Here is a 20,234-nt window from a genome sequence, read left to right on the forward strand (position 1 = left end):
CACGATGTGCCCGGCTCGAAGACAACGGGAGGAAACCGATGTCCATCACCGCCGACGTTCATCGGCTTCTTCGTCTGCGCCAGGACCACGCAGCCTGGACGTTGCTGCGTGCCGATTCCGCGCCGGCAATTCTGGCGCTTTTGGGCCGTCACTTCGAGCATGGGACCCGCCGTCTCCCGGCTCCGGAACTCTTCGCCCGCTTGGACTCCGACCTTCAGATCATGCGCGACGAGGGCCTCGACTTCCCGCGAACCGGTCAGGCCTATTGCACCGAGTGGGTGCGGTCCGGTTATCTGCTCCGACGAGCAGCGGCCGGTACCCGTGAGGAGACTCTGGAACCGACGGAGGGCGCGTTCGCCGCGATGGCCTTCGTCGCGGGCTTCACCAGCCAGGCGAGTTCGGCAACCGAATCTCGCCTGACCACGCTCTCCACCCAGTTGCAGAGCCTCGCGCGCGATTCCGACCCCCGCGCGGAAACTCGTCTCGCCGCGCTGCTGACCGAACGGGCGTCGATCGATCAGCAGGTCGCAGCAGTGGAGTCGGGAGTATTCCCAGTCCTCGACGGCGAACGCGCTGTCGAGCGCTCTGCCGAGATTCTTGCGCTGGCCTCGGAGGTACCCGCCGACTTCGCCCGGGTCCGCGCCGAACTCGAGGAGCTCAACCGCGATCTGCGAGCCCGCATCCTCGATGACGAAGGTGACCGCGGCGACACTCTGGGAGATGTGTTCCGCGGGGTCGACCTGATCGGCGATTCCGATGCCGGCCGCAGCTTCACTGCCTTCTACGACATGATTCTCGATCCGGCGCGGTCGTCTCAGATCGACGAGTGGATCGATGCGGTGCTGCAGCGGCCGTTCGCCTCCCTGTTGACCAACGATCAGAAACGACGGTTCCGGGCGTTGCTGACCGAGATGGAAACCGCTGGTTCCGAGGTGCATTCGACGATGACATCGCTGTCACGGTCGTTGCGTCACTTCGTCCAGTCGCGTCACTACGAGGAGCACCGCCGGCTGCAGCGATTGCTGCGGAGCGTGCAGCAGAGTGCTGTCGCCGTGGCCGCACGTCGTCGTCCCTACGACCTGCTCGACCTCGAACTGGTGCGCGTGGGTATGAGCATCGAATCGGTCGCAGCTCTTCGCCTGCACAACCCCGCCGACAACCTCGTCACCGAACCGGTGCTGACCCACGACGCCGGTACCGTCGATCTCGACGAACTTCGAAAGCTCGTCCGAGAATCCGAGATCGATATGGACGAACTGTCCGACAACGTCGCGGCGACGCTGCGCGCGCACGGTCGCGCCACGATCGGTGACGTCCTGCGCGAGCACCCTGCCACCCAAGGACTCGCCAGCGCTGTGGGACTGATGGTCCTTGCCACCCAGCATGGGCACGCGATCGACGGCACCGAAGACATCCACTGGATCTCGGGAGCCGGAGTATCACGTCGAGCGACAATTCGTCGTCGCCTGTTCGATCCGGCCGCCGACGAGTTCACCGCTCGTCCGGCGTTCGCGCCCACGGGGAGTTCGGCATGAACGACGAGCCGATGGCCGGCGGCCATTACCCCGGAGACACCGGCGAACTGGACCTCGAGACGCGGCGCGCGTTGGTGCAGCTACTCAAGGGTCCGCTCGTCACCGCGGCCAAGCACCCCGAAGTGTGGCGCGCGGTGATCCGGGACGAGCGCCTCCTCCGGTCCCGACTCGCCGACGTCTTCCTCGATCTCGTCATCGACGACGAGAACGAGCTGGCGTTCACACGCCCCGCCGAGACCGGCAATGCCAATACTCCTACGGTGCTGCGTACCGAGCGTCTGACATTCATGGACACGGTCATGCTGCTCGCCTTGCGCCAGCGTCTGCTGCGCGCGCAACCCGGCGAACGGGTGATGGTCGACCTCGACGAACTGCGCGAACAGCTCGAGATGTATCGCCTGGCCGGCGACACCGACCCGGCCGGTTACGCGAAGCGGGTCAACGCGTCGTGGAAGAAGCTCGACAAGTACTCGCTGCTCACCAAGACGTCGACCGACGACCGGATGGAGGTCTCCCCCGTGTTGCGGCAGCTGTTCGACGCCGAACAGGTCGCTCTCGTCGAAGTGGAGTTCCGGCGGATTCTCGAGGAGGGCACACCGTGATCCATCCCGGTCAGCGTCGCCTCGCGCGCGTGCAGGTCGTCAACTGGGGGACGTTGCACGGCCACCACGATCTTTCCGTGGCCCGCAAGGGTTTCCTGATCACCGGTAATTCCGGCTCCGGCAAGTCCACGCTCATCGACGCCATCTCGGCTGTCCTCGTCCCGGGCAATCAGCTGCGATTCAATGCGGCCGCGCAGGAGGCCACGAACTCGGGACGCAACTTCGTCACGTACATCCGGGGCGCGTGGCGACGCGAGGCGGGCGCCGACACCGACGGTCTGGTCGCCTCGTACCTGCGCACCGGCGCGACGTGGAGCGGCGTCGCCCTCACCTACCGCGCCGACACCGACGATCCGCCGATCACCCTCGTCAAACTCATGCATCTGGGGCGGGGGCAGAACGCCGCAGCGGACGTCACCCACCTCCATCTGATTCTCGAACACGAACTCGACCTGACCGACTTCGCGTCGTTCACGACACGGGGCATCGACACGAGGGCCATCAGGAGGCGGTGGCCGGAGTCGACGGTCAGCCCGGCGTACGGGCCGTTTGCCCGCAGTTTCCGCTCCCGCCTCGGCATCTCGTCGGAGGGCGCTCAGCGCCTGCTGCACCGCACCTTGTCGGCGAAAAGCCTCGGCAGCCTCGACCAGTTGTTCCGCGACTACATGCTCGACACTCCGAACACCTTCACGATGGCCGAACGCGCGGTCAACCAGTTCCACGACCTGCAGGAGGCGCACCGCGTCGTTGTCGACGCGCGGCGTCAGGTGGAGATGCTCGCACCTCTCGTCGACCTTGCCGACACCCGGCAACGCGGGCTTCGGTCCCTGCGCGACACGGACGAGGAGAACGCGCACCTCGGAGCGGTCCACGCGGAGATGACCTTGTCGCTCCTGCGCGGTGAACGCACCGAACGCCATGCCCTGACGCCTCTGCTGGAGGCGGGTGCGAGCGAAGCCACCGCCGCAGCCGAGCGTGCACGGCAGGAGACCCTCGATCTGACCATGAAACTCGAGGGCATCGGGGGCGGCAGACTGGCCACCCTCCACGCGCAGCGAGACGCCGAACTGAAGACGCTGGCGCGCGTCCGAATCAGGCGCCAGCAGATCGCCGAGGCGGTGTCGGCCTGGGAGGGAACCGTTCCGGAGACCTCCGAGGAGTTCGCGCGACTGCGGGGACAACTCGAGGATCAGGCGCGTCAGGCCACCACCGCCCACGAGGAACGGCACGGCGCCCGCTACGCGATCGCCGAACAGCGCGGCACCGCGCAGAAGGGGCGCGCGGCGTTGATCGCCGATCGCGAGGTCGTCGCCCGTAGACGTTCCAACATCGATCCGACTCTGCTCCGCGCGCGCGAGTCGATCTGTTCCGCCGCAGGTGTTCCGGACGACGCGGTGCCCTTCGCCGGCGAGTTGATCGCGGTGCGGGACGAATACTCCGAGTGGACCGGACCCATCGAGCGAGTCCTCGGCGGCCTCGGCCGCACCCTGCTCGTCCCGGACGACGTGTATCCGGCGGTTGCCGCGGCCGTCGATGCCACCCACCTCGGCGCGCGCCTGGTGTATCGCCGAGTGCGGGTGGGCGTCACACCGTCGGCGGTGCCGAAGACCGGGGCGTTATCGCTGGTGCGTCGCGTGGAGGTCGCCGACGGTCCGCTCGCCGCGTGGATCCATCACCATCTCGCCGACCGCTACGACTATGCATGCGTCGACACCGCCGCCGGCTTCACGGATCACGCGCGCGCCGTGACACGCGCCGGGCAGGTCAAGCACTCCGCGGAGCGACACGAGAAGGATGACCGCAGCCGCATCGACGATCGCCGGCGGTGGATTCTCGGATTCGACAACGAAGCCAAACTCGAGGACATTCGCCGGCGAATCGCAGATCTCGATGTCACGATCGCAGGTGCGACGAGCCGACTCGACGCGCTGGATCGTGAGGACCAGCAGATCGCCGTGCAGAACCGCGCAGCACAGACAGTCCTCGATGCGCAGTGGGTGGATGTCGATGTGAGCGGTGCGCAGGCAGCCGTCGACGCTGTCGACAGCCGTCTCGAATCATGGCAGCAGGACAACCCGGAGCATTCTGCGGTGTCGGTCGCCCTCGAGCTCGCCAAGAAGGCGGAGAACGAGGCCGACGCGGCCCGGCGCCAAGCGGATACTGCGTTGACGGTGCACCGAACGGCGGTGACGGAACTCGAGACGCGAATCGCGCAGGCCGAACTCGACGCGGATGACGCGGCTCCCGATGCTGTCGCCGCGCGGATCAGGGCGCGATTCCAGAAATTCGCGCGCCGGGTCACGTCGGACAACATCGACAAGGCCCTGTTCGAGGTCGGCCAAGGCATCGGCAAGGACAGGGCCGAGGCGCAGAGCGCGGTGTCCGCCGCCGACGCGTCGATCGTCAGAATCCTCTCCCAGTATCTGGCGCGATGGGAGTCCCGAGGCGGTGAGCTGCGGATCCACGCCGAATATGTCGACGACGCACTGACAATCCTTCAACGCCTGCGCTCCGACGGTCTTCCCCGGTACGAAGATCGGTTCTTCCAGTTGCTGCACGACCAGTCTCACCGCAATATCGGCGAACTCGCTCGCACGATCCGCAAGGCGCCCGCCGAGATCCGTTCCCGCATCGATCCGGTGAACGACTCACTGCATCGTTCCGCGTTCGACACCGACCGGTGGTTGCGCATCGACGTCCGCGAGCGACGGTCGCCGGCGGCGGCCGATTTCCTCGACGACCTGACCCGGATCACGAGTGGTGGATGGGACATCGAGCAGCGTCCCGCAGCCGAGGAGAGATTCGAGCGGATGACGGCTGCGCTGGAGCGCCTGGCGTCGAAGGAACCCGCGGATCAGCGGTGGCAGCGCCAGGTCCTGGACACTCGCCTGCACGTCGGGTTCATCGGCGTGGAGGTCGACGGTGCCGGAGAGGCTCGCAACTACCACGATTCGAGCTCGGGATTGTCTGGCGGCCAGGCACAGAAACTCGTGTTCTTCTGCCTGGCAGCGGCGTTGCGGTATCAGCTCGCCCCCGACGGCGCAGACCTTCCCCGGTACGGCACCGTCATCCTGGATGAGGCGTTCGACCGGGCCGACTCCGCGTACACACGCCGAGCCCTGGACGTATTCGCGCAGTTCGGTTTTCACATGGTGCTCGCGACCCCACTCAAGTTGCTCGGCACCCTCGAGGAGTACATCGGCGGCGCTGTCACCGTGAGCATCCGCGACCGGATGCACACCGAACTCAGCCTCATCGAATTCGACGACGTGGGCACCACATGAGTGTGCGGTGTGTTCTGCCGCCCGCTGCCGCGGCGAAGACGCTGACCACCTACAGCAGTCGCCGACGTCGCTGGCTGGCCGATTCCGCACTTGCCGACCAGGATTCGCTGACGATTGCCCTGCATCCGCCGTCCGAGCACCAGATTGCCGAGGATCCCGACGCGGTCGTCGCGTGGGTCCGCTCCTGGCGCGCCTACACCGGCGCCGGCCACGTGGAGTGGGCGATACGCCGGTGGCCGAGCTTCGGCACACAGGACGTGCCAGTACGGCTGACACTTTCCGGGGCTGATCAGATTGCGTCCGCGGGTGGCCGCGAAACCGAATGGCACACTCTGGTGATGCGCCGTGACGCACTCGTCGACCGCCTGGGTCCCGGCACCCCGGCGTTGTCGGCGGCGGTTGCCGCGACCGCGGCGAAATGGCTCGACCTGGACGACGACGACTTCGTCAGGCTGACGACCATCGCGCGGTGGCTGAGCGACCATCCGAACTCCGGGTATTTCATTCGTCAGCTCCCCGTTCCGGGCGTCGACACGAAATGGCTCTCGCGTCATCGCGGAATGGTGGAGACGCTGCTCGAGGGCGTTCGCGGCAGCCGGGAACTCGGCATCCGGAGCCTGCCCAACCTGCGCGAAGTCGCACTGTGCGATCCCGAGCTCATGGGCGGAACTCCGAGGCGCTTCGCAACCTCGTTGGAGGAACTCACCGCGTTGCCGCTGGCCCCGGCGCGCACCCTGATTCTCGAGAACAAAGAGGGTCTGTATGCGCTACCTCGGCTGGCGGAGACGGTGGCGCTACACGGTGGCGGGTACACGGTTCACGAGTTGGCCGGAATCCCGTGGGTCGTCGACTCGGAGGTCTGGTATTGGGGCGACCTCGACAGTCACGGTTTCGCCATCCTCGACCGTCTGCGCCGACATCTTCCGCACGTGCGGAGTCTGTTGATGGACACGGACACCCTGGATCGGTGGCGGCCCCTCGCGGTCCGCGAGCACAAGCCCACCTTCAACGAGGTATCCCATCTCACCGTGTCCGAAGCCGCCGCCCTGCAGTCCCTGCGCGAGGGCGACCTCCGCCTGGAGCAGGAACGCATACCCTGGCCGTACGCCCTGGAGAGACTCCTCGCTGCAGTCGGTCCGGGTCAGTAGTCCCCGGGCGCGTGGTGACCGTTGCCCCTGGGTAATGTCCGAGTCATGCCTCGTTACACGATTGCGCTGCGGAACAACGCCGGGCCGGACGCGCCCGCGTCCGTGAGCCGCCATGTGCCGTTCTACTGCGTGCACGAGGCGGCGGGCGCGGCGTGGAAGCGGGCGCTCGTCGAGGCGTGCGGCGACCTGCTCGACCCGGTCACGCAGACCGCGGTGGTGAACGTCGTCAGCAACTTCGGACGCGAACTGTTCACCGGCGACGCGGACGTCGTCGTCACCCTGGACCGGATCGGCGCCACCTCGCTGACCTTCCTGATCACCCTCCACCAGGACGGCGTGCCGGCCGCGGAGCTGACCGTCGTGCTCGTGCACCTCGATTCGAGCCGGGTGAACTCGGCGCCGTGGTCGCCGGCGCAGATCGCGGCGCTCGAGGCGTTGCGGAGTGAACTGGCTGATCAGACGCTCTGACCTGCCGGCTCGGCCGTACGTAGAAATCTGTATTGTTTTTCTATGACGAGCTTGACCGACCTCCAGGCTCTGGAACGAGACCTGCGCGACCTCGCTTTGGTACTCGCTCGTGCAGCCACCGACACCGGCGTTCGCACCGATCTCGATGCGGCGATCGAGCGGTACGGCTTCACGCGCGCAGATCTGGGATCCGACCCGACGAGCCCCGCCTGACCTCGATCGATCGAAGTTTCAACAACGCGTGATCTGGGCATTTGATGCTTATGAGTATCGAAGACGGGCCCGGTGACACGCTGAGCCCCAGCGAGAGCCTGGACTCCGACGACGTGCGCAACAACGACGGCGACGACGTCGTCGATCCGCCCGACGGGTGGAGTGAGGCCGACAAGTTCGGCACCACGGCGCGCGAGGAGCGGGAGGGTGAGTCCCTGGACGAGAAGTTGTCCGAGGAAGAGCCCGACGTGATGCTCGAGGAGCAGAGCGAGGTGTCGTTGGCGGATCTCCCCGACGACCAGCTGACCGAGGACGTCGACCGTGTCATCGACGACGAGGAGATCGACATTCCGGTGTTCGGAAACAAGCACGCCGACGTGGTCGAGGGCGTCATCGTGCAGGACTCGCGCACCGACCGGGGGCAGATCGACGGGTCCGCGGAGGACGGCGACTCGTTCTTCACCGTCCTGGACTGACCGAGCCCCCGAAACGGGGGCCTACACTGGCACTGATCGCACTCGCGACAGCCACCGAAAGGCCCGACATTACGCAATCCTCCGCTCCGCATGACGTCTACTTCGTACCCCCGGAGCAGGAGACCGCGGACGCCGTCGCCCATGCCTCCGCCGCCGCGGCGTCGAGACTGCGCGACCGCGCCGACGTGGTCCGGTTCAAGGGCCGCTTCGCGCTGCCGATCACGCACACCACGCCGCACGAGGCGATGGTCGAGGACCTGCTGTTCGTCCGCGACGTCCTCGACGGCGCCGGGATCGAGTATCTGCTGGTGCGGGGCAACGACGAACGCCCGGTCATCGCGGTCAACTGGGCGCAGCGGAAGGCGTTGCGGGCGGCCCTGGTCGCCGCGTGTGAGGACCGTCCGTTCTACTCCAAGACCGTCGACGCGAAGGGCCCCGCGGTCCTGGTCTCCGACGGCAGCCTGTCCGCGACGTCGAAGGCCCGCATCTTCCGGCTGTTCCGTCCGCGCGTGCACCTGGCGAGCGGGCTGAGTTACGGGGCCTCGACGGGGGTGCAGATCGAGTTGTGGTCGATCAGCGACGACGAGATCGTGCTGCCGATGGAGAACTCCCTGACCCGGCGGGTGGTGCGCTCGGAGGAGGCCGTCCGCGGCACCGTCGAGCGGTTCGGACGGGTGTGGCCCACCATCGAGAACATGTTCGCCGACCATGCGTCGGACATCAATTTCGACGTCGACCTGGTGTTCTCCTGGGTGGACGGCTCGTCGGCGGAGTTCCAGGCGCAGCGCGCCAAGCGGATGCAGAGCTACGTGGTCGGCGAGGGTGACGATTCCGCCGCCCGGTTCCGGCAGATCGACGAGCTGAAGTACGCGCTGCGCTCGGTGCACATGTACGCGCCGTGGATCCGCCGCATCTTCGTCGCCACCGACTCCGACCGTCCGGCGTGGCTCGCCGACGACCCGCGGGTGACGTTCGTGCCGAGCGAGGAGTTCTTCGCCGACCCGTCGGTGCTGCCCACCCACAACTCGCAGGCCGTCGAGAGCCAGCTGCACCACATCCCCGGTCTCGCCGAGCATTTCCTGTATTCCAACGACGACATGTTCTTCGGCCGCTCGGTGGGTCCGCAGATGTTCTTCTCCCCCGGTGGGATCACGATGTTCATCGAGGCGAGCACCCGAATCGGGTTGGGCCACAACGACGACGAGCGCAGCGGCTTCGAGAACGCGGCCCGCGTGAATCGCCGGCTGCTGCAGGACCGGTTCGGTCTGATGACCACCCGGCACCTCGAACACGCCGCCACCCCGCTCCGCAAGAGCGTCATGGAGGAGATGGAGAAGGAGTTCCCCGACGAGTTCGCCGCTACGGCCGCAAGCACTTTCCGCGCCAGCTCGAACATTTCGGTGACGAACTCGCTGTATCACTACTACGCGTTGATGAGTGGCCGCGCGGTGGTGCAGACGTCGGCGCGGGTGAAGTACGTCGACACGACGATGAAGTCGGGGCTCCGCGACATGGACTCGTTGCTTGCGAAGCGGTCGATGGACTTCTTCTGTCTCAACGACGGCAGCGCGCCCGAGATCGACCTGGAGTTGCGGACCAGGAAGGTGACGCAGTTCCTGGAGAACTACTTCCCGATCCCGGCGCCGTGGGAGACCGGCGTCTGATCAGACGGCGGGAAACGCGTCTTCCGGGCGCTCGCCCTCGTCGTAGACCGTTGCGGGAGAGCCGATGAGGAGCGGGTCGGGGGTGCCGACCACCCGTAGGTCCTTTCCGGTGTAATCGAATTTGTGGAGCACCCACCGGATCGCCTCGATCCGGGCGCGCTTCTTGTCGTTCGATTTCACGACCGTCCACGGCGCCTGCGGGGTGTCGGTGTAGAAGAGCATCGCGTCTTTGGCCTCGGTGTAGGCGTCCCACTTGTCGAGGCTCGCGAGGTCGGTGGGCGACAGCTTCCACTGCTTGACGGGGTCGGTGCTGCGGGCGACGAACCGGGCGTGCTGCTCCTCGCGGCCCACCGAGAACCAGAACTTGACGATGTGGATGCCCGACTGCACGAGCATCCGCTCGAACTCCGGCGCAGACCGGGTGAACTCCAGGTACTCGTTGGGGGTGCAGTAGCCCATGACGCGTTCGACGCCGGCCCGGTTGTACCAGGAGCGGTCCATCATCACGATCTCCCCGCCCGCGGGCAGGTGCTGGACGTACCGCTGGAAGTACCACTGGGTGCGTTCGCGTTCGGTGGGCTTCTCCAGCGCCACCACCCGCGCGCCACGAGGGTTGAGGTGTTCGGTGAACCGCTTGATCGCGCCACCCTTGCCGGCCGCGTCCCGGCCCTCGAAGATGACGACGACCTTCTCGCCGTTCTCCTTCACCCACGCCTGGAACTTGAGCAGCTCGATCTGCAGTTTGCGTTTGCGGTTCTCGTACTGCCGCCGGGTCATCTTCTCGTCGTACGGGTACCCGTGCCGCCACGGCTCGTCGGTCTCGTCGATGGCGTGTTTGCGGCCGGACTTGCGCAGCAACTCCCCGATCTCGTCTATCTCGGCTGTCACGTCGATCTGACCGGCACGCGCGAGTTCGAAGGCGTCGGGATCGTGCAATTCGTCCACACAGCAAGACTACCGCCGCGAGGCCTCGCCGTCCGGGCTCATGAGATCGTGGACCCATGAGCATCGACCACATCGTTTCCGCGCTCGACCCGACGGTCGCGGCCGAGCTCGGGGCCGCCCTCGACGGGTCGCCGATCGTCACCCTCGACGGAACGGTTCTGCCCGACCCCGCGCGCGACGCGGTGCTCGAACTGCTCACCCTGCTCGCCGACGGGCAGAGTGTGGCGCTCGGTGCGGTCGCGGACCTGCTCACCACGTCGCGGGCCGCGGAGATCCTCGGCGTCTCCGACACCTACGTGCGCCGGCTCGCCGACTCCGGCGCCCTGCCCATCGAGATGCGCGGCACCCACCGCCGGTTCCGACTCTCCGACGTCATGGCGTACCGGGAGAAGTTCCCGCGCAGGAGCTGACTACACCCGCACCCGCGTGACGGCCTGTTCACCGGCGTCCGGGATCCGCACGCCCTCGGCTGCGAGCCGCTGCTCGGTTTCGTCGGCGGTGACGTATTCGCCGACGGTGTCGTAGCTGCCCATCGGGACCACCGAATGCACGATCGTCTCCGGGTACACGTGTACGAGGTTGTAGCCCTGGGCGCCGTCGCGTCCGCGCAGCGCCCCGGCCGGGACGTTGAGGTCCTGGGTGTAGCAGGTGGCCGACGCGACGGAGACGGGGATGCCCGCGAACGTCGCCGTTGTCGAGTAGTGCAGATGTCCCGCGAGGATCGACCGGACGTCGCTGCCGCGGAGCACGTCGGCGAGGCGCGGCTGATCACGCAGTTCCACCAGCACCGCCAGGTCAAGGACGCACGGCACCGGCGGGTGATGCAGTGCCAGGATGGTCCCGTGCGGCGCCGGAACCGTGAGTTGCTGTGCCAGCCAGATCAATTGGCTCTCAGAGATCTCGCCGTGGTGATGTCCGGGCACGGTCGTGTCGAGGGTGACGATGCGCAGTCCGTCGACGTCGTAGACGTGATCAATCGGCTCGTAGGACGGTTCCTGCCCGAGCAGTTCCGTCCGGAAATGGCCGCGATCGTCGTGGTTGCCCATCGCCCAGATCACCTGCGCACCGAGCGACGCGGCGACCGGTTCGACGATCGCCCGCAGCTTCTCGTAGGCGCCCGGCTGACCGCGGTCGGTGAGGTCGCCGGTGAACACCAGGGCGTCCGGGCGGGCGTGCGACGACTCGATCTCGGTGAAGATCTGCCGCAGGGTGGCCTCGCTGTCGACGGCCCCGTACAGCAGGTCGTCGTCGACGAGGTGGGTGTCGCTGAGGTGCAGCACGAAATGTGACGGTCGCGGATACTCGGCCGTCCGTATGTCGGCTGCCTCGGTGCCGCTCATCGGTCTCTCGCTTCCGCTCGCCCCGACGGGGGCAGGTGCCCGGGTGGACGCCACTGTGTGTCCACCCTAGCCAAGCGCACTCCGGTCACCTCCCGGGGCACGCGCGGTGGCCGGAGGGTGAACGGTGGGGCACGACGTCAGTTTCGTGCGTGGTGCGGTGTGCGCGCCTCCGGGCCGGCGGGCGGGATCATCGCGGCGAGGTTGGCCTGCGCCTCGAACCGGGCGCGCTCGTCGCCGTCGTCCGCCGCTGCCGCGTCCTTGGCCGCGGTGAGGAACGGGCGGACCAGGTCGAGGGGCATCGGGAAGACGACGGTGGAGTTGTTCTCGCCGCCCATGGCGCTGAGGGTCTGCAGGTAGCGCAGCTGCAGCGTCGTCGGGTTGCGGCTGATGACGTCGGCGGCCTCGACGAGTTTCGCGGAGGCCTGGAACTCGGCTTCGGCGTTGATGATCTTGGCGCGGCGCTCGCGTTCCGCCTCGGCCTGCCGGGCGATGGCCCGCTGCATGTTGGCGGGGATCTCGACGTCCTTGATCTCGACGGTGGTGACCTTCACACCCCACGGCTCGGTCTGCTGGTCGATGACCTTCTGCAGGTCCTCGTTGAGGCGTTCCCGCTCGCCCAGCAGGGCGTCGAGGTCGGCCTTGCCGAGGATCGAACGCAGGGTGGTCTGGGCGATCTGCAGGGTGGCGGCCAGGAAGTCCTCGACCTCGACGATCGCGCGGTCGGCGTCGACCACCCGGAAGTAGGCGACGGCGGTGACCTTGGCAGGCACGTTGTCGTGGGTGATCACTTCCTGAACGGGGATCTTGAGGGTCACCGTCCGCAGGCTGACCCGCTCCATCCGGTCGATCGCCGGGATCAGCAGCACCAGTCCCGGGCCCTTCAGGTCGACCAGCCGGCCCAGCCGGAACACGACGGCCCGCTCGTACTCGCGCAACACCCGGATCGAGCTGCTCGCGAGGACGGCGAGGAGGGTGATGACGACGCACAGGATGACGATGATGGTGGTCATAGTTGGAGCTCCCATGGTTCGCGGCGGCGCACGGTGAGGGTGAGTCCGCGGATCTGCTCGACGATGACGGAGTCGCCGGCGGTCGGTGCCTCGTCGTCCCCGAACAGTGTTTGCGCCTTCCACAGGCTGCCGGCGGCCTCGACCTGACCTTGCCGTCCCTTCCAGTTGCGGACGGTGGCATCGGATCCGATGAGGGATTGCATGCCGGTGCGCACGGGCGCGTGCCCGGCGGCGAGCGCCTTCCGGCCGCCCACCACCGCGAGACCCACCCCGACCACCGCGACTCCCGCGGCTGCCGGGATGGCGATCATCTGCGCGGTGTCGCTGGACGTGAACAGCAGCCACACCCCGGCGCCGACGAACAGTGCCCCGAGCCCGCCGAGCACACCCGCTGTCGGTGCGTGCGCCTCCACGACGATCAACAGCACACCCAGCACCAGCGCCAGCACGCCCAACGCGGTCATCTCGCATCACCCACGATCACGCTTCACGAGGACCCGGTCGCACTCGCATAGCCTCTTCGCGATCGAGCCCTCAGTTCAACGGTAAGCGCAGGTCGACGGCAATGCCACCGGCAATTTCCGGCGGGGTACCGTTCAACGAATGACGAACCTAGATCACGGAGATCCCGGTGACGCCCCGACCGTGCCGCCGCCGCTGGAGGAGGTCGCCAACCCGGCCCGCCCGTCCGCTGCCGAGGAGGCCCGGACGGTCGCGGCCACGACGAACGTAGGCACCCTCGCGAGCCTGACCAGGGACGGCGACCCATGGGCGTCGTTCGTCACCTACGGCCTGCTCGACGGCTCCCCCGTGCTGTGTGTGTCGCAGATGGCGGAGCACGGCCGCAACCTCGCGCACGATCCCCGCGCCAGCATCGCGATCGTCGCACCGAACCCGCCTGCCGATCCGCTGGCCAGCATCCGCATCACCCTCGCCGGGTACGTCTATCGCCCGGAAGGCGACGAACTCACCGCCGCGCGCGAGGCGCACCTGGCGGCTGTCCCCGCGGCGCACGTCTACATCGACTTCAGCGACTTCTCGCTCTGGGTACTGCGCGTGCAGCGCGTGCGCTGGGTCGGCGGCTACGGGCGAATGGACTCGGCGAGCGAAGAGGACTACGCCGCCGCGACAGCAGACCCCGTCACCCCGCATGCCGGCCCGGCGATCGAGCACCTCAACGCCGACCACGCGGACGCCCTGCGCGCGATGGCCCAGGCGCTCGGTGGTTTCCCCGATGCGAAGACGGTCACCTGCGAGGGCGCCGACCGCTACGGACTGGACCTGCGCGTCACCACCCCCCGCGGCGTGGCCGTGACCCGCGTCGGATACGCAGAGCCACTCGACTCCGTCGACGAGTTGCGCGCGGCGACAGTCGCTTTGACACAACAGGCCCGGGCGCTCACCGGTCGGTGAGCACGTGACGCCTGGGGCGACTCCCTCCCCGACCGACCAGCCCGGATGAGAGCGGCGAGCTTCGTGCTCGCCGCTCTCGCGGACCGAAAATGTGTGTGGTCGGTCCCTAGAATCCCCAATAGGCGCAACCATCTCCACTGACCAGACCGTCGCGGCACGCGCGATATGCCTCGAGGCAGCCTCCGGTCGCACAGCCAACTGGCCAGTCGCCGTTCGAATCCTGCGCGACATCATCGACGGATGTGAGAACTGATGCTCAGCCCTGATACACGGGTGCTCTTGACCGATGCCCTCCAGCCACCAACGGGGTATGAAGTCGACTCCGTGGTCACCACCACCTACTCGTTGGACCTGACCGCATTACTCGTTGCTCCGCTCGCCCTTGCGGCCCGCAGTCACGACGCCACGGACATCGAATCTTTGGCGCCGATCGCGATACTGGATTCGCTTCGCCGGTACGTGCGTTCGATGACGGTGTTCTGCCAGGCAGGTGCGCTTCGCACACCTGGGAAGTTTCGTTCGCTGATGTCGTTCGCCGAGGATGCAGTCGTCGAAGTTCAGGCACCCACCGAAGGCAGGTTATTCCATCCAAAGATTTGGCTGATTCGATTTGTCGATGAAGACAAAGGAGTATATCTGCATCGGTTTCTGTGTTCCAGCCGAAACCTCACCTTCGATGCTTCATGGGACACTCTCCTCGTCCTTGACGAAGAGGAGACCGCCCTCGACATCGTCGACCCCACACCTCTTGCGGACTTTCTCACAGCGCTTCCAGCTCTTGCGGTGACTCCCATGGCCGACGGGCGCTCTCGCTCGGTGCGCGACATCGCTGGCACCGTACGAGAAGCCCGCTTCACGTGCCCGGCTCCGTTCACCTCACTGGCCATGTACCCGTTGGGACTAATCGCGGACGCCGAATCATTGCCCGTGCCCCGGTCCGCCGATCGCGCGATAGTCATCTCTCCGTTCTTCGATGTGTCGACAGCTCGAACATTTTCTACTATTGGGTCGAATACACGTGTAATCTCCCGGGCCGAGACCTTCGACCGCACGGGATCTGCCGCGTTCACCAGTTCAGAAAACTACGTTCTGCAAAATGTCGCGGACCGGCCCGGCGGTGACGATGAACCGTCGGAATCTGCTTCCGAGATCGATGGCGTGCCTACAGGACTGCATGCGAAGACATTCCTCTTCGACCACGGCAAGGAAGCCCTGCTGATCACAGGATCTGCCAATGCCACCGGGGCGGCACTACACGGCAACGTCGAGTTCTCTGTTGGCCTTCGAGGCCCTGTCGCCAAGTGCGGCGTCAACGTCCTGTGGGACGGCGGTCGCGAGTCAACGGGCTTTGCCAAGATTGCGGAGCCCTATACGATCCCGTCTGCACAACCAGACGCTGAGTGCGAGGCGCTCGCCCATATCGAGAAGGACATGGCGGACTTTCGGGCAGAGTTTGCTGCCACCAGACCTGAGCTGCATTTCGACCTGCGTGGTGATGACACTGCCGAATGCGTCCTTCGAATTCCTGGGAACAGCACTCTCAGTTTCGATGGGGAAGTCCTGGTTACGCTCATTTCACTGCGAAATGAATACGTTCCGTTGAATTCTGCGGTGGCCTGGACGGGAGTCGCCACCTCAAATATCACACCGTTTATCAGTGTCCAGACGCGGCGCGGTTCGATTGTGCGCGTCGGGGTCGTCAAAGCCTCGCTATGTGGCGATACGACTGCACGGGACAAGTTCATTCTGCGCCAGCATATTTCCAATCAACGTGCTCTTACTCTGTGCTTGCTATTTCTCCTCGGCGGCGTAGTGCCCGGCGAACTGGACGAGCTGATCGAGATCCAGCGTGGCGAGCAGGGGCAGCTCGCCAGTCGCCATATCGATGACGCCGCACTCTTCGAGCCCCTTGTGCGAGCAGTGGTCGGGGATCGAGCCGCCTTGGAACGCATCGACAGCCTGATCCGCGACCTTGACGAACCCGCAACGGGAGGAACGCTCATCAACGATGAGCTGCGTAGCTTGCTCGACGCAGTCCGTGCCGCACACTCTGCAGTCGCGGGAGGAGTTCTCAAGTGACCGAGAAGCCCGACCTTGAAAGAACACTGGCACCGTTGAAGCAATTCCAACGGGACACCGTCGCGCATGTCGCCCGTCGATTATGGAAAGATCAGGACACATCCGATAGGTTCCTGGTTGCCGACGAGGTCGGACTCGGAAAGACCCTTGTTGGTCGTGGCGTGATCGCCGAAGCAATCGAGCACCTCTGGGACATTGAAGAACGAATCGACATCGTCTACATCTGCTCGAACGCGCAGATTGCACGGCAGAACCTCGCCAAACTCATTCCCGGCGGCACTCATGTTCCCCACGCGGACCGCCTGACCCTACTGCTCAGAAACATTGCTGAATTCCAGAGCCGCAAACTCAATTACATCTCGTTCACCCCCGGGACTTCTTTCACGGTGGGCGAGACGGGTGGTAGAGCGGACGAGCGTGTCCTGCTGTATCACCTCCTCCGGCGGGGTTGGAGCAAAGAAGAAATGACGTCGAAGGCTTGGCCGAAGTTCTTCCGCGGCGGCACCGGCAGGGAGTCCTTTACCGCGCAGATGAAAGCCTTCAACAGGGGAAGCATCACCGGCGAGGTAGCGGAGGCTTTCGTCGATGATCTCGAAACCGCTCCCGCGATAGATTCGGAGTACAAGTCCCTCGCTGACGAGATCTGGGGCGTTGCGCACGAACAGTTCGCGTACTTGCGAGGTGATCCGGACCCTGACCTACGTCGCTACCGCGATCGACTCATTGGCCGAATGCGAAACCTTGTTGCCCACGCGAGCATCCGAGCGCTCGAACCCGACCTCATCATCCTCGACGAATTCCACCGTTTCAAGGTGCTCCTCGATGATGAGAACCCTGAAGCGGAGCTCGCGAAGGCGCTGTTCAAACAGCCCACGGCCAAGGTTCTCATGCTTTCCGCAACCCCCTTCAGCATGTATACGCTGCCCGACGAGCCTGAGGGCGCCGACCACTACCAAGACTTCTTCTCCACTGTGAAGTTCCTACTCGGTGGACACAAAAATTCGAACGACGAGGTCGAGGTGCAACTGAAGAGTCTTGCGAGTGACCTCGAAACCATGCGCACCGCAGCAGTTTCGACCGAGAACTCCATCGACGCAGGGAAAGCGGCGCGCGATCGCGTCCAGGGCCTACTTACGCGCGTGATGTCGCGAGTCGAACGGCTGGCGTCAACACCGGATCGCGACGGAATGCTCACCGAGGTGTCGGTCCCGGTGAACGTGACATCGTCCGACCTCATTGCTTACGCCGGCACTCAGGGTATCGCGGATTCATTGGGTCGGGAACGCGGTCGTCGGGACATCTTCGAACTGTGGCGTTCGAGCCCATACCTCTTCAACATCATGGAGAATTACCAGGTCAAGCAAGCATTCAAGCGCGCCCTGGAATCACCAGATCCTTCCGTCCGCGCGAAGGTTAGTGAGGCCGTGAAGCAGGCTCACGGCCTATTGAATTGGTCCGATCTCGATGGCTATCGTCCCCTCGATGCCGGCAACGCGAAGATGCGAGCACTGCTGGAGGACACCGTCGACGGCGGGGCGTGGAAACTTGCGTGGCTACCGCCGTCACTCCCCTACTACTCACCAGACGGCGTGTTCGCAGACGAGGCATTGCAGACATTCACCAAGCGTCTTGTGTTCTCTGCATGGACGGTGGCGCCAAAAGCAATCGCGAGCGTGCTCAGCTACGAGGTAGAGAGGCGAGGAGTCGCAGCTGTCGCACCGGATCGTAGGTACCCGGATCGTGCCACCGTGAATCCGATCCGACAACCTCGCAACGAAGAAGCCACGAGAACCTTGCACCTGAAGCGCTGTTCCAGCCCTCTGCTGTCATCGCGGAACTGTGCGACCCCCTTTCGCTCGCACAAGAACTCGGCGACGGCCGGCACGACGTGTCCAGCCTGATCGACCTCGCCGCCGTTCGTGTACAGAGCAAATTCGACGAGTTGATCGACCAACAGAACATCACCCCATCGTCCCGCGCTCGCAGCGACCCTTCGTGGTACTGGGCCCTCCCTCTCCTTCTCGACGGACTGCAATATCCCGGACTACCAAGTCCTGTCGAGATTCCCACCTTCTTCGCCAAACGCGACATCCCGACAGAACTCGATGTCGAATCCCTCGGTGGATTCCCCGAAGACCTCATCAGGGTCGTCACCGAACTCGGAATCGGCTCACCCGCGAATTGTGTGTACCGCGCACTGCGTCGAGCCACCGGCGCATCCCACGAGCACGGCGATGAAGCCGTGTGGGATGCCGCTTACGACGCCTCCAACGCCTTCCGCACTCTGTTCAACCAAGCTGAAATCGTCACAGCCGTACGACTTGCCCATGACGGAGAGCAATATTGGCGGTTGGTTCTCGACTACTGTATCAACGGCAACCTGCAGTCAGTTCTCGACGAGTTCTTTGCTCTCGGCGGAATCGAGCGCACACACAACGACTGCGACCTGAGCCCCCTCACCGAGAAGCTCGCAACAGCGCTCAGAGTGCGAGCAGGTAGCGCCCAAGTCGATGTGTTCCGGACCGAGGGCGAGGATGTGATTCTCGATCCCTCACACTCGATCCGCCATCACTTCGCGATGCGAATGGGGCAACGGGGCACCGAGACTGAACAGTCGCGCGAGCGAGCGGTTGACGTTCTGTCGGCCTATAACTCCCCTTTCTGGCCGTTCGTGCTCGCCTCCACCTCAGTTGGCCAAGAAGGACTCGATTTCCACACGTACAGTCACGCGATAGTTCATTGGAATCTGCCGGGCAATCCTGTCGACATGGAGCAGCGCGAAGGGCGCGTACACCGATACCGCGGACATGCGATCCGCAAGAATGTCGCTGCGACATATGGTGCGGCGGCATTTGCACACGGCTGTGAGGACCCGTGGGCAGCAGTCTTCACGGCGGCGCAGGCAGCGAAGCAGCCCGATGAGTCCGACCTCGTCCCGGACTGGGTGTTCGCACCTCAAGGCAGTGCCAAGATCGAACGGTACGTACCGGCTATGCCGATGAGTCGCGAATCGCTCCGCTATGAGCGGTTACTCCGGACAGTCGCGGCCTATCGACTCACACTCGGCCAGCCGCGTCAAGAGGACCTGGTGCGTTACCTGGGCGAGGGGAAAGCAGACGCCGAAGTATTGCGAATCGACCTGTCCCCGCCAAGTCGGGATCTGCACGAATATAGCTCACAACACCGAAGCACGCATTCCGATACCGTACGGTCAAGGGTATGAACAGCAATGCCGCGCTACCGATCTTGCAAGCGGATGCCAATTGGTCCGACGCGATCACGGCACTGCGCGACTTGGCCGAACGAGGCGGCACTAAGGCCCGTCAAGATGCCGAATCCTACGCAGCCGTCTACGCCGGATGCCGCGGAGCTATGGTGGTCGACGTTGTGGCGTCGAGGCAGCGACGTTATGACACCAGAGTTCAGAACATAGTCACGAGATGGAAAACATCGAATCAGGAGCATTCGATGGCTTGGTTGGCGGATCACCCGCTAGACCATCAGTACTACGGGCTGCAAGCCACCGAGGCAGACACAATCGGCACCATTGCGAAGAACCTCCGGCAGTTTGCAGATTCCGAGGGACTCGCCGAGGACGACGACGCGGCGTGCAGGTTATGGGCCACCCGCGTTGACTGCGTCGAACACGCACCACGACTCGATCCGATCGTCGGTAGTGTGAAGGGAATTGGGCCAGCACTGTTCGCTTACCTGCGGATGAGATCCGGTGCCGATGCACTGAAAGTGGATGTCAGAGTGAAGAAGAGCCTCAAACGCTTAGGCTTCACGGTCCCCGCTGACGACCACGCAGTTATGATCGTTGTCAAGGCCGTAGCCGAGGAGGTCGACCTTCCCGTTCTCGCGCTCGATCAGCTTCTGTGGCACATGGAATAGCTTCCAGTGGGCGCGACAGCACCAGTAAGATGGACGACCGACGACGCGACTTTCCTGAGCCGCACTGACCTGTCGTCGTCGCGTTCGCCCACACACATCAAGCGATACCGCGAGACACGATGGCTGAACCCACGCCCGACATTACCCACTCCCGACCTGCGAA

The 20,234-nt window shown here is 65.1% G+C and carries 18 protein-coding genes; 14 read left to right on the top strand and 4 right to left on the bottom strand.

Translation table 11 applies throughout. The annotated features are described in order from the left end of the window. Nucleotides 1–38 precede the first annotated feature (38 nt). The 8 genes from FND50_RS26575 to FND50_RS26605 all read left to right on the top strand — a co-directional run bounded on the left by FND50_RS26575 (nucleotide 39) and on the right by FND50_RS26605 (nucleotide 9,390). Nucleotides 39–1,535: a DUF3375 domain-containing protein gene (locus FND50_RS26575; protein WP_144287671.1), complete on the top strand. Its 1,497-nt coding sequence runs from the start codon at nucleotides 39–41 to the stop codon at nucleotides 1,533–1,535. Beyond that, nucleotides 1,532–2,137, top strand: coding sequence for a DUF4194 domain-containing protein (locus FND50_RS26580; RefSeq protein WP_144287672.1), 606 nt, complete (start codon nucleotides 1,532–1,534; stop codon nucleotides 2,135–2,137). Before FND50_RS26575 ends, FND50_RS26580 begins: the two co-directional genes overlap by 4 nt. Continuing rightward, a complete protein-coding gene (locus FND50_RS26585; protein WP_144287673.1) occupies nucleotides 2,134–5,421 on the top strand; it encodes an ATP-binding protein in 3,288 nt (1,095 codons plus the stop codon). The genes FND50_RS26580 and FND50_RS26585 overlap by 4 nt, the downstream gene beginning before the upstream one ends. Beyond that, nucleotides 5,418–6,569: a DUF3322 domain-containing protein gene (locus tag FND50_RS26590; RefSeq protein ID WP_144287674.1), complete on the top strand. Its 1,152-nt coding sequence runs from the start codon at nucleotides 5,418–5,420 to the stop codon at nucleotides 6,567–6,569. Before FND50_RS26585 ends, FND50_RS26590 begins: the two co-directional genes overlap by 4 nt. 45 nt (nucleotides 6,570–6,614) lie before the next feature. Next, entirely contained in the window at nucleotides 6,615–7,037 is a 423-nt protein-coding gene (locus FND50_RS26595; protein ID WP_144287675.1) for a thioesterase family protein, read from the top strand. 42 nt (nucleotides 7,038–7,079) lie between these two features. After that, nucleotides 7,080–7,250 (top strand): hypothetical protein, encoded by a 171-nt coding sequence (locus FND50_RS36345; RefSeq protein WP_186301155.1) that lies wholly within the window; start codon nucleotides 7,080–7,082, stop codon nucleotides 7,248–7,250. A gap of 44 nt (nucleotides 7,251–7,294) precedes the next feature. Continuing rightward, on the top strand, nucleotides 7,295–7,726 hold the full coding sequence (locus tag FND50_RS26600) for a hypothetical protein (RefSeq protein WP_144287676.1): 432 nt from the start codon (nucleotides 7,295–7,297) through the stop codon (nucleotides 7,724–7,726). A gap of 167 nt (nucleotides 7,727–7,893) precedes the next feature. Beyond that, nucleotides 7,894–9,390: a stealth family protein gene (locus FND50_RS26605; protein WP_186301350.1), complete on the top strand. Its 1,497-nt coding sequence runs from the start codon at nucleotides 7,894–7,896 to the stop codon at nucleotides 9,388–9,390. Here the strand turns inward: FND50_RS26605 and ppk2 are convergent, their stop codons facing one another. Beyond that, the gene (ppk2, locus tag FND50_RS26610) at nucleotides 9,391–10,335 is read right to left on the bottom strand and encodes a polyphosphate kinase 2 (protein ID WP_144287677.1); all 945 of its coding nucleotides are present in this window, start codon (nucleotides 10,333–10,335) and stop codon (nucleotides 9,391–9,393) included. A gap of 56 nt (nucleotides 10,336–10,391) precedes the next feature. On the opposite strand from ppk2, the gene FND50_RS26615 reads away from it, so the two are divergent. Next, the gene (locus FND50_RS26615; protein WP_144287678.1) at nucleotides 10,392–10,745 is read left to right on the top strand and encodes a helix-turn-helix domain-containing protein; all 354 of its coding nucleotides are present in this window, start codon (nucleotides 10,392–10,394) and stop codon (nucleotides 10,743–10,745) included. On the opposite strand, the gene FND50_RS26620 is transcribed toward FND50_RS26615, so the two are convergent. The 3 genes from FND50_RS26620 to FND50_RS26630 all read right to left on the bottom strand — a co-directional run bounded on the left by FND50_RS26620 (nucleotide 10,746) and on the right by FND50_RS26630 (nucleotide 13,149). After that, on the bottom strand, nucleotides 10,746–11,675 hold the full coding sequence (locus tag FND50_RS26620; protein WP_144287679.1) for a phosphodiesterase: 930 nt from the start codon (nucleotides 11,673–11,675) through the stop codon (nucleotides 10,746–10,748). A gap of 137 nt (nucleotides 11,676–11,812) precedes the next feature. Beyond that, the gene (locus tag FND50_RS26625; RefSeq protein ID WP_144287680.1) at nucleotides 11,813–12,685 is read right to left on the bottom strand and encodes a slipin family protein; all 873 of its coding nucleotides are present in this window, start codon (nucleotides 12,683–12,685) and stop codon (nucleotides 11,813–11,815) included. Beyond that, on the bottom strand, nucleotides 12,682–13,149 hold the full coding sequence (locus FND50_RS26630; protein ID WP_144287681.1) for an NfeD family protein: 468 nt from the start codon (nucleotides 13,147–13,149) through the stop codon (nucleotides 12,682–12,684). Before FND50_RS26630 ends, FND50_RS26625 begins: the two co-directional genes overlap by 4 nt. A 139-nt stretch (nucleotides 13,150–13,288) precedes the next feature. On the opposite strand from FND50_RS26630, the gene FND50_RS26635 reads away from it, so the two are divergent. The 5 genes from FND50_RS26635 (at nucleotide 13,289) to FND50_RS26655 (ending at nucleotide 20,071) form a co-directional block, all read left to right on the top strand. Then, nucleotides 13,289–14,098: a HugZ family protein gene (locus FND50_RS26635; protein WP_144287682.1), complete on the top strand. Its 810-nt coding sequence runs from the start codon at nucleotides 13,289–13,291 to the stop codon at nucleotides 14,096–14,098. A gap of 279 nt (nucleotides 14,099–14,377) precedes the next feature. Further along, complete coding sequence (locus FND50_RS26640; RefSeq protein WP_144287683.1) at nucleotides 14,378–16,177, top strand: phospholipase D family protein; 1,800 nt, start codon at nucleotides 14,378–14,380, stop codon at nucleotides 16,175–16,177. Next, nucleotides 16,174–18,078, top strand: coding sequence for a DEAD/DEAH box helicase family protein (locus tag FND50_RS26645; RefSeq protein ID WP_144287684.1), 1,905 nt, complete (start codon nucleotides 16,174–16,176; stop codon nucleotides 18,076–18,078). The genes FND50_RS26640 and FND50_RS26645 overlap by 4 nt, the downstream gene beginning before the upstream one ends. Continuing rightward, a complete protein-coding gene (locus tag FND50_RS26650; protein WP_144287685.1) occupies nucleotides 18,066–19,400 on the top strand; it encodes a helicase-related protein in 1,335 nt (444 codons plus the stop codon). Before FND50_RS26645 ends, FND50_RS26650 begins: the two co-directional genes overlap by 13 nt. Then, nucleotides 19,397–20,071 (top strand): hypothetical protein, encoded by a 675-nt coding sequence (locus FND50_RS26655; RefSeq protein ID WP_144287686.1) that lies wholly within the window; start codon nucleotides 19,397–19,399, stop codon nucleotides 20,069–20,071. Before FND50_RS26650 ends, FND50_RS26655 begins: the two co-directional genes overlap by 4 nt. Nucleotides 20,072–20,234: the final 163 nt, after the last annotated feature.

Origin of the sequence: Rhodococcus sp. WB9 (genome assembly GCF_007558985.1) — a bacterium.
GTDB lineage: Bacteria > Actinomycetota > Actinomycetes > Mycobacteriales > Mycobacteriaceae > Rhodococcus_F > Rhodococcus_F opacus.

What these genes read in the sequence shown, in the direction of transcription:
- FND50_RS26575 (WP_144287671.1), top strand. Translation starts at nt 39, where the DNA reads ATGTCCATCACCGCCGACGTTCATCGGCTTCTTCGTCTGCGCCAGGAC.
- FND50_RS26580 (WP_144287672.1), top strand. Translation starts at nt 1,532, where the DNA reads ATGAACGACGAGCCGATGGCCGGCGGCCATTACCCCGGAGACACCGGC.
- FND50_RS26590 (WP_144287674.1), top strand. Translation starts at nt 5,418, where the DNA reads ATGAGTGTGCGGTGTGTTCTGCCGCCCGCTGCCGCGGCGAAGACGCTG.
- FND50_RS26595 (WP_144287675.1), top strand. Translation starts at nt 6,615, where the DNA reads ATGCCTCGTTACACGATTGCGCTGCGGAACAACGCCGGGCCGGACGCG.
- FND50_RS36345 (WP_186301155.1), top strand. Translation starts at nt 7,080, where the DNA reads ATGACGAGCTTGACCGACCTCCAGGCTCTGGAACGAGACCTGCGCGAC.
- FND50_RS26600 (WP_144287676.1), top strand. Translation starts at nt 7,295, where the DNA reads ATGCTTATGAGTATCGAAGACGGGCCCGGTGACACGCTGAGCCCCAGC.
- FND50_RS26615 (WP_144287678.1), top strand. Translation starts at nt 10,392, where the DNA reads ATGAGCATCGACCACATCGTTTCCGCGCTCGACCCGACGGTCGCGGCC.
- FND50_RS26620 (WP_144287679.1), bottom strand. Translation starts at nt 11,675, where the DNA reads ATGAGCGGCACCGAGGCAGCCGACATACGGACGGCCGAGTATCCGCGA.
- FND50_RS26625 (WP_144287680.1), bottom strand. Translation starts at nt 12,685, where the DNA reads ATGACCACCATCATCGTCATCCTGTGCGTCGTCATCACCCTCCTCGCC.
- FND50_RS26630 (WP_144287681.1), bottom strand. Translation starts at nt 13,149, where the DNA reads ATGACCGCGTTGGGCGTGCTGGCGCTGGTGCTGGGTGTGCTGTTGATC.
- FND50_RS26635 (WP_144287682.1), top strand. Translation starts at nt 13,289, where the DNA reads ATGACGAACCTAGATCACGGAGATCCCGGTGACGCCCCGACCGTGCCG.
- FND50_RS26655 (WP_144287686.1), top strand. Translation starts at nt 19,397, where the DNA reads ATGAACAGCAATGCCGCGCTACCGATCTTGCAAGCGGATGCCAATTGG.